Annotated in this window: 14 protein-coding genes and 1 tRNA gene; 6 read left to right on the top strand and 9 right to left on the bottom strand. The window is 62.7% G+C overall.

Going from position 1 to position 13,406, the window contains the following annotated elements; translation table 11 throughout:
• The first annotated feature begins 8 nt into the window (after positions 1–8).
• On the top strand, positions 9–902 hold the full coding sequence (locus tag FJ951_RS07960; protein ID WP_140514273.1) for a LysR family transcriptional regulator: 894 nt from the start codon (positions 9–11) through the stop codon (positions 900–902).
• A 61-nt stretch (positions 903–963) separates the two neighbouring features.
• On the opposite strand, the gene FJ951_RS07965 is transcribed toward FJ951_RS07960, so the two are convergent.
• The 4 genes from FJ951_RS07965 to FJ951_RS07980 form a co-directional block, all read right to left on the bottom strand.
• Positions 964–1,395, bottom strand: coding sequence for a nuclear transport factor 2 family protein (locus tag FJ951_RS07965; RefSeq protein ID WP_140514275.1), 432 nt, complete (start codon positions 1,393–1,395; stop codon positions 964–966).
• Positions 1,396–1,422: 27 nt separating this feature from the next.
• The gene (locus FJ951_RS07970; protein WP_281405588.1) at positions 1,423–2,379 is read right to left on the bottom strand and encodes an alpha/beta hydrolase; all 957 of its coding nucleotides are present in this window, start codon (positions 2,377–2,379) and stop codon (positions 1,423–1,425) included.
• Positions 2,380–2,518: 139 nt separating this feature from the next.
• On the bottom strand, positions 2,519–3,508 hold the full coding sequence (locus tag FJ951_RS07975; RefSeq protein WP_210239740.1) for an alpha/beta hydrolase: 990 nt from the start codon (positions 3,506–3,508) through the stop codon (positions 2,519–2,521).
• A gap of 393 nt (positions 3,509–3,901) precedes the next feature.
• The gene (locus FJ951_RS07980; RefSeq protein ID WP_224680503.1) at positions 3,902–4,306 is read right to left on the bottom strand and encodes a hypothetical protein; all 405 of its coding nucleotides are present in this window, start codon (positions 4,304–4,306) and stop codon (positions 3,902–3,904) included.
• Between the two features lie 201 nt (positions 4,307–4,507).
• Between FJ951_RS07980 and FJ951_RS07985 the strand changes: the two genes are divergently transcribed.
• The 3 genes from FJ951_RS07985 (at position 4,508) to FJ951_RS07995 (ending at position 7,742) form a co-directional block, all read left to right on the top strand.
• Positions 4,508–6,421, top strand: coding sequence for a DUF4396 domain-containing protein (locus FJ951_RS07985; RefSeq protein WP_140514278.1), 1,914 nt, complete (start codon positions 4,508–4,510; stop codon positions 6,419–6,421).
• A 154-nt stretch (positions 6,422–6,575) separates the two neighbouring features.
• A complete protein-coding gene (locus FJ951_RS07990) occupies positions 6,576–6,950 on the top strand; it encodes an avidin/streptavidin family protein (protein WP_140514279.1) in 375 nt (124 codons plus the stop codon).
• A 138-nt stretch (positions 6,951–7,088) separates the two neighbouring features.
• Positions 7,089–7,742: a hypothetical protein gene (locus FJ951_RS07995; protein WP_140514281.1), complete on the top strand. Its 654-nt coding sequence runs from the start codon at positions 7,089–7,091 to the stop codon at positions 7,740–7,742.
• 65 nt (positions 7,743–7,807) lie between these two features.
• Here FJ951_RS07995 and FJ951_RS08000 read toward each other — a convergent pair whose 3' ends face one another.
• The 4 genes from FJ951_RS08000 to FJ951_RS08015 form a co-directional block, all read right to left on the bottom strand.
• Positions 7,808–8,101, bottom strand: coding sequence for a muconolactone Delta-isomerase family protein (locus FJ951_RS08000; RefSeq protein WP_140514283.1), 294 nt, complete (start codon positions 8,099–8,101; stop codon positions 7,808–7,810).
• A 73-nt stretch (positions 8,102–8,174) separates the two neighbouring features.
• Positions 8,175–8,447, bottom strand: coding sequence for a DUF1127 domain-containing protein (locus tag FJ951_RS08005; RefSeq protein ID WP_226880488.1), 273 nt, complete (start codon positions 8,445–8,447; stop codon positions 8,175–8,177).
• Between the two features lie 93 nt (positions 8,448–8,540).
• Positions 8,541–8,780, bottom strand: coding sequence for a DUF680 domain-containing protein (locus FJ951_RS08010; protein WP_140514284.1), 240 nt, complete (start codon positions 8,778–8,780; stop codon positions 8,541–8,543).
• 300 nt (positions 8,781–9,080) lie between these two features.
• Entirely contained in the window at positions 9,081–9,992 is a 912-nt protein-coding gene (locus FJ951_RS08015; protein WP_140514286.1) for a LysR family transcriptional regulator, read from the bottom strand.
• Positions 9,993–10,113: 121 nt separating this feature from the next.
• On the opposite strand from FJ951_RS08015, the gene FJ951_RS08020 reads away from it, so the two are divergent.
• Together FJ951_RS08020 and FJ951_RS08025 are read left to right on the top strand one after the other, a co-directional pair.
• Positions 10,114–11,268, top strand: coding sequence for an HlyD family secretion protein (locus FJ951_RS08020; protein WP_140514288.1), 1,155 nt, complete (start codon positions 10,114–10,116; stop codon positions 11,266–11,268).
• A 92-nt stretch (positions 11,269–11,360) separates the two neighbouring features.
• Entirely contained in the window at positions 11,361–12,983 is a 1,623-nt protein-coding gene (locus FJ951_RS08025; protein ID WP_140514290.1) for an MDR family MFS transporter, read from the top strand.
• Positions 12,984–13,253: 270 nt separating this feature from the next.
• On the opposite strand, the gene FJ951_RS08030 is transcribed toward FJ951_RS08025, so the two are convergent.
• Positions 13,254–13,330 (bottom strand) — tRNA-Arg (locus FJ951_RS08030).
• Positions 13,331–13,406 lie beyond the last annotated feature (76 nt).

Here is a 13,406-nt window from a genome sequence, read left to right on the forward strand (position 1 = left end):
AGAAGGCCATGCGCGAAAACTTCAACGATCTTCTGTGGTTCCTGATGGTGGCCGAGGAGCGCAGTTTCACCAAGGCCGCCGCCAAGATCGGTATTACTCAATCGACCCTCAGCCACACCATCAAGCGGCTCGAAACGCGCCTGGGCCTGCGGCTGCTGGCGCGAACGACGCGCAGTGTCTCGACGACCGAGGCGGGGGAGCGGTTGCGTCAATCCCTGGCACCGCGCATCGTCGATATCGAAACCGACATCGCGGCGCTGACGGCCTATCGCGACAAACCCTCGGGGACCGTGCGCATCACCGTCTCCGATCATGCGCTCGAGCAGCTGGTCTGGCCGAAACTGCGGCCTGTCCTTGCCGACTATCCCGACATCAAGCTCGAATTCAGCCGGGACAACGGATTGCGCAACATTGTCGAGGATGGTTTCGATGCTGGCGTGCGGCTTGGCGAAAGCGTGGAGAAGGACATGATCGCCGTGCGCATCGGGCCGGACTGGCGACTTGTTGCCGTAGGCTCGCCGGCCTACATCGCCGGACGTGGCGTGCCGAAGGCGCCGCAAGACCTGATCGGCCACAATTGCATCAACCTGCGCATGACCAGCGCCGGTGGCCTCTATGCCTGGGAATTCCAGAAGGCCGGCCAGGCTCTGCGTGTGCGCGTCGATGGCCAACTCGTGTTCAACTCGACCCTGCCGATGGTCGACGCCGCCATTGCCGGCTACGGGCTTGCCTATGTGCCCGAGGATCTAGTCACGGCGCATGTTGCCGCCGGCCGGCTGCAACTCGTGCTCGACGATTGGGCGCCGAAATTCGCCGGCTATTACCTATACTATCCAAGCAGTCGCCAGAACTCGCCGGCCTTCAAGGTCATTGTCGACGCGCTTCGAAAACACAGCCAATGATGGCCACCACACAGAAGCCGAGGAGGGGGCTGAGCACAACCGGGAATGGGAGCGGCGGACCTCAGATGATGCCGTGCTTCCTTAACAGCGCCTGCTCATCGCCCGCCACCCATCCGAATATCTTCGGCTCCCCGTCGAGTTTCCGGACAAGGTAGTGAACGTCGAAATCTATCCCGACGTCCGCTTGGCCCTCGCGGGCATAGGTCGCGGTCCACGCAACATGGGCAACGCAATGATGCTCGTCGATCGGCGAGATGCCGATGTCGCGTATCCGCATCTCTTTCGTTCCGATCGCCCGGTAGTGAGCATAGCCCTGAGCCATGACTTGCTTGAGTTGATCGTCGTTCTTTCCGGTCACGACGCCGGCAGGCGAGGCGGCTATGAACTCCGACGTGTAGAGCGACGCGGCCTCATCCATATCCATGCCGCCGCCAAGCGACTCCTTGAAAAACCGCTGATAGCGTTCAAAAAATCTCTTTACGCTCATCTCCATGATTTCCGCTCCGGTCGTGTCCTCGGATCAGCGCTGTTCCCGCACGCTCCGGAGGAAATGGATCATCGCGGCGTTGACCTCGTCCGGGCGTTCCTGCTGGGTCCAGTGCCCGCAGCCGGGCAGCATCAACTTGTCGCGGAGTTGCGGGACGAAATTTCCGAGATTGGCCAGTAACTGGTCCATTCCGGGGAAGGCGACCACCAGATCGCGGTCGCCCGCTATATAGAGCGCGGGAACCTTGATCCGCGCGCCCGCAAAGGGCGCCATCAGCTCCCAGTTCCGGTCGATGTTGCGGTACCAGTTGAGACCTCCCGCGAAACCGGTGCGCTGGAACTCGCCGGCGTAGAAATCGAGGTCGCCTTGGCTGAGCCAGGGCGGTAGGCCCGGCGGTGCCTCGACGGCTTGCAGGAAACCTCCATCATGTGGAACCATGCCGATTCCACCCCCGCTCGTGCCCGAGGCATCCCCCGATGCGGCGTAAAGCATGGCCCGCACCGTGGTCCGGGGGTCCCGCTCCAGCTCGGCTTCTGCAATGCCGGGTTGCTGGAAATAGAGCTGGTAGAATTGCGAGTCCGTCGTTCGCGGCATCACGCTGGTTGGGCGCACCTTGGCCCGCGGCCGGAACGGCACGCTGAGACCGATGACGGCTTGAAACCGATCCGGGCGCATCAGCGCCGCGTGCCAGGCGATGACGGCGCCCCAGTCGTGGCCGGCGATGATGGCGGTCGGCGCTTCGAGGGCGTCGAGAAGGCCCACCATGTCGCCGACCAGATGGAAGAGCGTATACTGTTCGACCGCCTCCGGCCGATCGCTCTTGCCATAGCCCCGCATGTCGGGGGCGACGGCGTGAAAGCCCGCCGCCGCGAGCGCACTCAATTGATGGCGCCAGGAATACCAGGATTCGGGAAAGCCGTGGCACAAGAACACCAAAGGGCCATCGCCCTGCTCCGCGACGTTGAGGCGGATGCCGTTGGTCTCGACCATTCGCTGCGTCGGCTCGCTCACGGCTGCTTCTCACGCTCGTGTGTCAGTCTCTGTTTAACGGCTGGCGGCGGACGCCGCAACGAGTGACTGTCTCAGGAACGATCAGGGCGATGAATGTCCAAAGCGGATGATCACCGCACTATTTCGCTCCGCGATAGATTTGACTGAAGAAGGCGACCAGCTCCTTGGTGAGGAACTCCGGGTTTTCGTCGGGCAGCCAGTGCCCGGTGTCCGGTGCGACACCGCCGCGCACGTTGATGCCGAGGTCCTTCGCCATGGCGAGTTCCGTCATGCCGTTGCTCTTGTCGCCGGCAAGCGCCAGGATAGGCATGGGCAGTCTGCGTTTCTCAAATTCGGCGAAACGGCGCTCGTCTTCGGGAAAGGCGCGATAGAGCTCGAAGCCGGCACGAAGCCCTCCTGGAGCGGCGTAGGCCCTGGCATAGACCGCTATGTCCTCGTCGGCGACGTGCCTGTAGGCGCGCTTCAGATAGAAATCCCGGATGAACGGGTATTCGTGGCCCGCGACCAACATTTCGGCGATGTCGCGCTGCTGGAACAGCCCGAAATGCCAAAGCTCCGGATCGGGCTTGTGCTTCGCCTCGTTCCATGCGGCGGTGGCCGGAATCGGCACGTCGAGCATCACCAAACTCGCGACCTCGTCCGGCCACTGCGCGGCGTAGGCATAGGCGACCATCACGCCGATGTCGCGCCCGACCAGATCGACCTTGGTCGCGCCGAGCCCGTGGACAAGGGCGCGAATATCGGCGGCCATAGTCGCTTTGTCATACCCGGCGAGTGGCTTGTCGGATTCTCCCGCACCGCGATAGTCGACGGCGACGACGCGGTAGCCGGCCTTCGCCAGCGACGGCATCACATTCCGCCATGTATACCAGGTCTGCGGCCAACCGTGCAGCAGTACCACGAGCGGGCCGGTGGCGCCGCCGCCGATGACATAGTGGAGCCGGGTACCGTTCGCGTCGATATAGCGGTGCTGGAATTGCGCCTCAAAGCCGGGTGGCAGGCCGGTTTGCTGCGTTTCAACAGAGGTTGCGTGCTGCTGTTCTTGCGCGGGTGCGGGGGCGCAGAGCGCGGCAAAGGTCAGCGCCATAGCTGTGACGAGGCACCGCATTCGAGTAGGTCCCTTTAACGTTTGCACGCAGTCCAGCCACGTTGGCCATGAACTCGACCGGCAGTTCATGAACGACGGCGGCGCCGTCTGTCTCGTTCAGCTTCGAGTCGATCCCAAGCTGCTCCAGCGCCGAAGCGATCCGATGCGTGCGCCCGTCGAACAGCTTTCCTGATCCGGCTCTTTCGCTGGATGAAATGATCCTGAATCTCCGGCGTGACCTTGTCCGTCAGCGGGCGTCGTCCGGCCAAACCCCCACGCGCGGGAAAGGTTCCCCCGTGAGCGCCAGGAGGCGTCGCCTGCTAACAGACAACGGTGCGACACTGTTCGTCAATTGGCGGCCTGCTGGTTGATTGTCTTGCAAAAAAGGGCGCGCCGGCGCGGTCGCAGCCATTCTCATTTCACCCTTTGCCGGAACCTGGAATGGCAGCGGTTGGCGAAGGTGATCTCCACGCGGTCGCCCTCGAAGGCTTCGATCAGCGGGCCCGGGCTCACACAGTTATAGGCGAGGATCGGCGTGTCGAGCCTCTCGGCGAACCTCGCGACGGCCGGCTCCGCCGCCAGCCTCGCCTTGAACAGGCCTGGCCGATCAGTTTCGTTGGCAAGCAGCGGCAGGTCGCGCAACGCCTGGCCGTCGGGCAGGGTAACAGCGTCTTGCCTCATCGCGGCCATGTCGTGGCCGGCATGGCCGCCCATATCCATGCCGGGCATCGACATGTCGTCCATCTTCGTCTGCGCCAGTGCGCGCGGGCTCGCCAGAACCGTCGCCAGGCCTGCCGCCAGAAAACCGCGTCGATGCATTTTTTGCTCCTTGCGCCCGATGGAAAGGCCTCGCCGGAAAACCTCGCTCCGACCCTAGAGGTTCCAGTAGCTGGAAGGTCAAGCGGGATCGAGCCGTCGGCGTATGAGAGGAACAGACGGGATCGTATCCGCCACGACCGCGTTCATCCGCAGGAGGGCACAACCTGCCGTTTTATCTGACGACGCAAAGAGGCCGAATCCATGCTTATCCAACCGATCGACTATTTTCTGGTCGCCTGGTTCGTGCTCGCCCTGGCCTCGACGCTCTATGTCGGCGTTGACCAGTACCGCAACAATCCTGAGCCGGTGGTGATGAAATGGGGCTTCATCCTGGTGACGCTCTATATGGGCCCGCTCGGGCTGCTGCTTTACGTGCTCGCCGACAAGGAGCCGCGCCCGGGCGAGCATGAAGCCTTCACCAGTCCGCTCTGGAAGCAGGGCGTCGGCTCGACCATCCACTGTGTCGCCGGCGATGCGACGGGCATCATCCTTGCCGCGGTCGTCACCGCCACGCTCGGCCTGCCGATGTGGCTCGATCTCATCGTCGAATATCTCGCCGGCTTCGCGTTCGGCCTTTTCATCTTCCAGTCGCTGTTCATGAAATCGATGATGGGCGGCAGCTATTGGGAAAACGTGCGCAAGAGCTTCCTGCCCGAGTTCATTTCGATGAACTTCATGATGGCCGGCATGGCGCCGGTCATGAGCTTCCTGATGATGGGCCGCGACATGCGCGCCATGGAGCCGGCCGAGCTGCTGTTCTGGGGCGTGATGTCGCTCGGCGTCATCGCCGGTTTCGCGCTTGCCTACCCCGCCAATGTCTGGCTGGTTGCGTGCGAGTTGAAGCACGGCCTGATGACCGAGCGCCCGCCGGAGGCCGGGAAAGACAACCAGGAGCCCGCTGCCAGAAGGCAGCATGCGCAGACGCAAATGCGGCAGGCCGGTGGCCATGGTCATCGCGAGCATGGCCACGACACGGGTTCCCACAAAAGCAAGGGCGGCCATCAGACGCGGTCGGACGCGACCACGCCGCAGATCGCCGCGCTCGGCGTGGTGTCGCTGATTGCGCTTGGTGTTGGCATGGCCGCTCCGGCGAACTGGCTGAACCTCAGGCTTTCGGCCCGCGACGTCGGCGGGGTGATCATGCCGCAGGGCATGATCATGGACCGCGACACCCCGGCCGACGCCATGCGCGACATGGCGGCGGCCGATCCGCGCCTCGTCACCGCTTTATACGACCTCGCCACCAAGGGCGACCAGGATCTGCCGTTCCGAATGGAGAACGGCGTGAAGGTGTTCGAGCTGAGGCCCTCGGTGATCCGCTGGCAGATCCTGCCGGACGTCGCGGTCGATGCCTATGCCTATAACGGCCAGATTCCCGGCCCGCGCATCCACATCCGGCAGGGTGACCGCATCAGGGTCAACGTGACAAACGATCTGCCTGAGGAAACGACCGTGCACTGGCATGGCCTGATCCTGCCCAACCAGATGGACGGGCCGGCCGAGATCACGCAGGCCCCGATCGAGCCGGGGCAGACCTATTCTTACGAATTCACGGCCACCCAGCACGGCACCTATTTCTACCATCCGCACGCCAAGCCCGACCGCACCCAGGCACTCGGCCTCTATGGCGCCCTGATCATCGATCCCGCCAACCCCGCCGATGAGGTCGCCGCCGACCATGACTACGTCATCGAGTTGCAGGAATGGCTGGTGCGAGAGGGGCTGACCTATCCCTCGATGCCGATGGACGGCGGCATGCCGAACTTCTTCACCATCAACGGCAAGGCCTATCCCTCCACCGAGACGATCCGCATGAAGGTCGGCGAGACCCTGAAGGTTCGCTTCATCGGCACCAACAACGGCTTCATCCATCCGATGCACATTCATGGCGGACCATTCGAGGTCGTCGCGCGCGACGGCGAGACCATTCCCCCGGCGGCCCGCTTCCTCGCCGACACCATCAATGTCGGTCCGGGCCAGCGCTATGATGTCGTCTGGACGGCGCGGCGACCCGGCAAATGGCTCATCCACTGCCACATTCCGCACCACACGACGAACAACAATGTCGAGCAAAAGGGCGGCGGCGGGCTGATGGTCGTCATCGACGTCAGCTGACGCGGGCGCCGGAATTGGCGCTGTTGCGGCATCAGCGCCGCACTCGGCCCGGCGACGGCTGCCCAGAGGTTGGCCTCGACGCCGAGCGGCGCAGGCAGCCTCGGAACACGGGCGGGCCCTGCACGTTGATCCCGAACCGCTCGTGGAGTGCACCATGCCAGATTGGATCGGGACTTGGCGAAACCAATACGGCTCGACCGTCATCATCGAGGACGATGCGGAAGGCGTCATCCGCGGCACGTTCAGGACGGCGTTGGAAGACAGCAGTTTCTTTGGTCAGGAACTTCCGATCCATGGCGCTGCTTGCGGCGACGTAATCGGCTTCACGGCTGCGGGACAGGGCAAGGCCGGGCCTGCGGCCGTGAGCTACACCGGTATTCTGCGGGAAAGTAAGCTCGAGATGCTTTGGCATACCGTTGCAGGGCAGACCCTTACCGCATCGGCGGAAGGGGCGCCTGCCAGGATGGTCAGAGTTGGGGCATGGCGCGCCTTCGGGACCAGCCTGGATGTGTTCGAGCGCGTGGAATGACCCAGCCTCTCGGGCCGGCGTGGCTCCATCGGCGGCTACGGAAGGCCGCCAGGCCCGCATATGCGCGACTGAAGGCGGCCTGCCGATCCTGAGCGATTTCGGCGGCGCTGTGGTCGAGCCGACCGGAGGACGGATGGGATGGCGGAAGAAGGCAACGACGCGCGGGTAGTCCTGCAATGCATGACAACCGAGCACTTTGTGCTGCAGACCGCCCGCGCGGCCACCATTCAGGAGGCAAATCAGCGCGCCAATCTGTTCCTCACGTCGGTCTCAAGCGCGGCGATCGCGCTGTCATTCGTGGCGCAAGTCACGAAAATGGGTACGCCGTTCGTGCTGTTCAGCCTGATCTTGCTGCCCTGCGTTTTCTTCATCGGCCTGGTCACCTTCGTCCGCGCCGTGCAGGTCGCCATCGAGGACATGGTGCACGCCCGTGGAATGGCGCGGATCCGGCACTACTACGTTGAAGTCGCGCCCGCCATGCAAAGCTACCTCGTTCATTCCACGCACGACGATCGCTCGGCGGTGCTCGTGGACAAGGGGCTCAGCCCATCGCCGTTGCAGTATTTCATGACCACGGCCGGAATGGTGAGCGTGATCAGCAGCGCCATTGCAGGTGTCTTTACGGGCATAGCCGCCACAGCGGCAGCCGGCGCCGGAATGGCTCTCGGTGTGGCAGCCGGGATGCTCGCCTTCGCTGCAAGCGTGTTCGCGCTGCGCAGCTACCACCTGCGGGCTTGGGCGGCGGCCGAGCAACGACTGACGGTTCTTTTCCCAGGCACGCGCGGGGAATGAAGCTCTGCGGAGCCAGGGATCGCTTGGCCGAGGTCCCATATGCCATGCATGCCTTGTGACATCTTCTATTGCCGTGGCCCAAAGCCTCTATATGGCCGTAGCGGAACAATGGAGGTCGTTTCCTGCATGCCGCTTTTGAACAGCGGAAGGGCATTGAGCACCGAGCGAACCTCTTCCTCCGTTTCGGCCTCCATGAGAAGACAAGCGCCGCCCATGTCGCCGCGGTTCCAGATTTGTCGCACGGTGCTCGCCATGAAAAGTCGGCGAACGCCTTCGGCTTCGGCTTCCAGTCTCTCGGGCGTGTAGTCCGCGTCGTTGAAGCTTTCCGTCCGCCGACGTGTCAAGACCATGAACTGCATGTTCTTTCTCCTGTTGATGAAGGTAAGGCTTTCCGGTTTGTCCCGCCGGGTGCTTGATGCCTGTCATGGTTATTTAGCGGCCATCGGCTGGAACAGGGCGGAAAGGATCGGTTTTCCAGTCTCGGCCGGCAACGTCGGCGCGAGAAAGACCGATGTCTTGCAATTGCGAGTCCGTGAGTTCCATCAGCATGCGGCGGCTCCGGCGCCTTTCCATACCAGCTTCGACCCAGACCAAGATCGCCGCGACGCGCGCCATCAGAATCTGTAGAGCCTCGACTCCACGCCGCTGCGGTGCACTCCTTGTTTCGGCCCGCTCCAAGGCGGCGCCGTTGACGACTGCGTCCATCGCATTTCTCCTTTTTTCGCGACCGGCCGAACCCCGAGGCGAAGGCGGCGGATGAGCCCGCCGCTTTGGGGGCTCGGCGGCCGGAGCCGGTGTCTAGCGGTTGCCGAAAAGGTCCCGGCGATGCTCGACCGCCTGATCCTGCGCGATGGCCGCATTCGAGCCCGCATTGAGCAGTTCGTAGGCTGCACTATGCGCGATCGAGGACGTGTGGGTGTTGTCGAGCTGTTCCCGGGCAATCGCATTGATGTCGGAACCGCCGACATTCGGGTTCTCGGCGAGTGCGGCGCCAGTGATGGCCAGGAACGCGGCGGTGGCAAGAGCGATCTTTTTCATGGAAATCTCCTAAGGTTGAGTTCTGGACTTGGGTTCAAGAACAGGTCCTTGCCTGTTCGCCAAGACGATGCATCTTGGGCCCACTCATGGTAATCATCGAAGATTGGGAAGGATCATCCGCCAAGAGCGGATAATAGGATCATGAGCGGGCGCGCTGCCTCAGCGCTGACCCCTCCCGGATCGAGGATTTTGCCATGTCGGTGCTGGCAATCGCTCCGGCCCTTGCCCGCATGTGGCCGGCCAGAAGATCAGAAGGGACATCAGCCCGCCGACTTTCCGGCGCGGACGGTGGACTGCTGTTCAGTACTTCAATTCCATCCATCTGCGGTGTTCGGCAAAGCGCTCGGCCAACAGATCGATGAAAGTCCTGACCTTGGCCGAGACATGGTGACGATGCGGATAGAACGCGTTGATCGCGAACTCGACTCCTGAATATTCCTCCAGCACCCGGACAAGGCGCCCGGCGCTCAGGTCGTCGGCCACGAGGAAGGGCGGCGGTATGAACAGACCGCGGCCGTCGAGAGCAAGGCGTCTGAGCGTCTCCTGGCTGTTGGTCAATAAGTTGCCATCGACGCGGACGGAAACGGGCTCGCCGTCGGGGTCCTCGAAACGCCACTCGTTACCGAAAGGATATGACGCATGGCGCATGCAATTGTGGCGTGCGAGGTCATCGGGCCGACGCGGTGTTCCATGGCGTTCGAAATAGCCGGGCGAACCGCAGACGATGTTGCGCCATGAGGTCAGCCGCCGGACGATCAGGCTTGAATCGGGAAGCGGCAGCGAACGCACGTCAAGGTCGAAGCCCTCCTCCACCATGTCGACCATTCTTTCGCCGACGGTGAGATCGACCGAAACAGCCGGATAAAGGTTGACGAATTCGGAAACGATCGGCGCCAGAAAACGGATGACGCTCATGCTGGAATGAAGGCGAAGCGTGCCTTGCGGCGTCGCCTGAAGTGCTCCCGCGACGCGGTCCGCCTCCTCCAGATCGGCGAGGATTTGTGAGGAACGCTGGTAGTAAGCCTGGCCGATCTCGGTCAGGCTCACCTTGCGGGTGGTGCGGTTGAGAAGCCGGACGCCGAGCCTGTCCTCCAGCGCCTGGACGTGGTTGCTGACCATGGTCGTCGACATGTTGAGGCGTCGGGCTGCCGCGGAAAAGCCGCCGCATTCCACAACGCGGCCAAACACTGTCAAGCTCGTGAGCCTGTCCATTTCGATTATCCGCTCTTAATGGATGATCCTTCTGTTCTTTCCTCGATTATCACATCAAGATTGCCGTTGCATCGTCCTGACACCAATCGGCCACTCGGCCCGACCGTGAGAGGAGATTACGATGAACGTAAGCGTCAAACCCGCCACCTTGGAATACCCGGTTGAGGTGAAGCCCGCGCTGCGGGCCCGCAAGACGATGATCAAGCGCACCGTTGTCGGGTTGGGTCTGGTGGTCGGCCTGACCGCGGCTGCGCTCTACGGCTATGACTATTGGACGGTCGGGCAGTATCTGCAATCGACCGACGATGCCTATGTCAAGGCCGACTATACGACTGTCGCGCCGAAGATCTCGGGCCACATCGCCGAGGTGCTGGTCGATGACAACACTCCCGTCAAGGCGGGCCAGGTTCTGGCCCGCATCGACGACCGCGACTTCAGGACCGCGCTCGACCAAGCGCAAGCCAATGTCGAAGCAGCCGAAGCGACGCTGCATAACCTCGACGCCCAGATCGGCCTGCAGCATTCGGTGGTCGAACAGCAAAAGGCCAACGTCGCCGCAACCGAGGCGAAGCTCAAATTCGCGCAGCAGGAGGGTGACCGCTATAAAACCCTGCTGAAAAGCGGCTACGGCACCAGCCAACGCGCCCAGCAAGCCGCGGCCTCCCTTGGCGAAAACGAAGCCCAACTGCGGCGGGATCGCGCCGCACTGGTTGCTGCCCGCAAAGCGATCGACGTGCTCACGACTGAGCGCGGCAAGGCGGAGGCCGAGCGCGACAGCAGCCAGGCCGCCCTGCGTCAGGCGAAACTCAATCTCTCCTACACCACGATCACAGCGCCCGTCGACGGCACCGTCGGGGCCCGTTCGCTTCGCGTCGGCCAGTATGTGCAGGCCGGCACGCTGCTCATGGCGGTGGTGCCGCTGAATGCGGTCTATGTCGTGGCCAATTTCAAGGAAACACAGCTCACTCATGTGCAGAGCGGACAGCCGGTCGAGATCGCCGTCGACGGCTTTCCCGGCGTGGCACTCAAGGGCCGCGTCGACAGTGTGTCGCCGGCCAGCGGTCTCGAGTTCGCGCTGCTGCCCCCGGATAACGCCACCGGCAATTTCACCAAGATCGTGCAGCGCATCCCGGTGAAGATCGCGATCAACGACGGCAGGCTCGCCGGCAAGCTGCGCGCCGGCATGTCGGCGGAACCGACGATCGACACGAAGGCAACCATCCTGGCCGAACGGGGTGAACCGGACAGCGGCCGCCGGATCATCGCCGGCTGGTAACTCGTAGCGGCTGCGCGAGGTTCTCCGGGACCTCGCATGGTGGCCGCCACGCCAGTGTCTCACGCGCGCTTCGTCAAACAAGGAATTCAGCCGTGCCCGCAACCCTCACTACCAATCCCACGCCTGCGCCGGCGGCAGCCAAAGCATCGAGCCTGGCGCCGACCGATGCCTCTTCCGCCTCGCTCAAGACCTGGATCGCCGTCATTGGCTCGACGCTCGGCGCCTTCATGGCGGTCCTCAACATCCAGATCGTCAACGCATCCCTCGCCGACATTCAGGGCGCCATCGGCGCCGGCATCGACGACGGCGGCTGGATATCGACCGCCTACCTGGTGGCCGAGATCGTCGTCATTCCGCTCACCGGCTGGTTGTCGCGGGTCTTTTCCATCCGCGTCTATCTTCTGGCCAATGCAATCCTGTTTCTCGCCTTCTCGGTTGCATGCGCCTTCGCGCAAAACCTTCAGCAGATGATTGTTCTGCGTGCTTTGCAGGGCTTTTGCGGCGGCGTGCTGATCCCGGTCGCCTTCACCATCACCATAACCCTCCTGCCCAAGGCGAAGCAGCCGATCGGATTCGCCCTGTTCGCGCTGTCGGCGACCTTCGCACCGGCCATCGGACCGACAATCGGTGGCTATCTCACCGAGAACTGGGGCTGGCAGTTCATCTTCTATGTCAACTTGGTCCCCGGCGCGATGATGGTCGGCATGCTGTGGATGTCCCTCGAAAGGGCGCCGATGCAGCTTTCGCTGCTGCGCCAGGGCGACTGGGCCGGGATCATCACCATGGCGATCGGGCTCGGCACCTTGCAGACCGTGCTCGAGGAGGGCAACAAGGACGATTGGTTCGGCTCGCCGTTCATCGTGCGGCTGTCCTTGATCGCCCTCGTCAGCCTCTCGCTTTTCCTGTGGATCGAGTTGAGAAGCGAAAGGCCCTTGCTTAACCTCAGACTGTTCGCCCGCTGGAATTTCGGTTTCTCCATCCTGGCCAGCTTCCTGCTCGGAATTGCGCTCTACGGGGCGGTGTTCATCCTGCCCGTCTATCTCGCGCGCATCCAGGGCTACAACGCCCAGCAGATCGGCATGGTGCTGGCCTGGACAGGCCTGCCGCAACTGGTGCTGATCCCGCTGGTGCCGCAGTTGATGAAGCGTTTCGACATGCGCATTATCGTCGCCTTCGGCTTTGCGCTGTTCGCGGCGAGCAATTTCATGAACATCGAAATGACGGCGACCTACGCGTCGGAGCAGTTCTTTTGGCCGAATGTCGTCCGTGCCGTCGGTCAGGCCCTGGTCATGGTACCCCTGGCTGCGGTCGCTACGGCCGGCATCGAACAGGAGAACGCCGGCTCTGCCTCCGCATTGTTCAACATGATCCGGAATCTCGGCGGCGCCGTCGGCATCGCCATGCTGCAGACTTTTCTGACCAAGCGCGAGCAGTTCCACTCCAACGTGCTGGTGCGGTCGGTGTCGCTGTTCGAAGAGAGCACTCGCGCGCGCATCGAGCATCTGACCCGGTACTTCCTGGCGCATGGCGCCGGCGATCGCGCAGCCGCGATGCACAAGGCCGTCATCGCCATCGGACAGATGGTGCGCAAGCAGGCTTTCATCATGGCTTTCAGCGACGCGTTCTATCTACTCGGAGCAGCCCTTGTCGTCGCGTTCTTCGCCACGCTGCTGTTGCGCAACCCGGGCCATATCGAGGCGGGTGGCGCGCACTGAAAGATCGGAAAGAAGAACTACAATGATTTCAATCCCGAACTACGCCTGCGCGGCCCCGGAATGTGAGTCTGTCACGTGCACCGCCAGGAAACTCAGCAAATTTCGAATGCTTGGCAGAGACTGTGCCGTTCCAAGTAGGGCACTTTAGCCCATAGTGCGATTTTGGCACCGGCTGCCGCCGTCTTGCCAAAACCGGCTGAATTCCGAAAATCAAGCCAGTGGCGTCGCGCTGGAAACGCCTGGAAGTCTATTGATTTCAATAGGATAAAATGGCGCGCCCGAAGAGATTCGAACTCCTGACCCCCAGATTCGTAGTCTGGTGCTCTATCCAGCTGAGCTACGGGCGCGCATCAGGTCATGCTTTCCATGACCCCGCGATCCGATCCTCGAGGACCGGCCGCGAATGTGTGCAGTTCCCTAGCG

Origin of the sequence: Mesorhizobium sp. B2-2-3, assembly GCF_006442405.1 — a bacterium.
Taxonomy (GTDB): Bacteria; Pseudomonadota; Alphaproteobacteria; order Rhizobiales; family Rhizobiaceae; genus Mesorhizobium.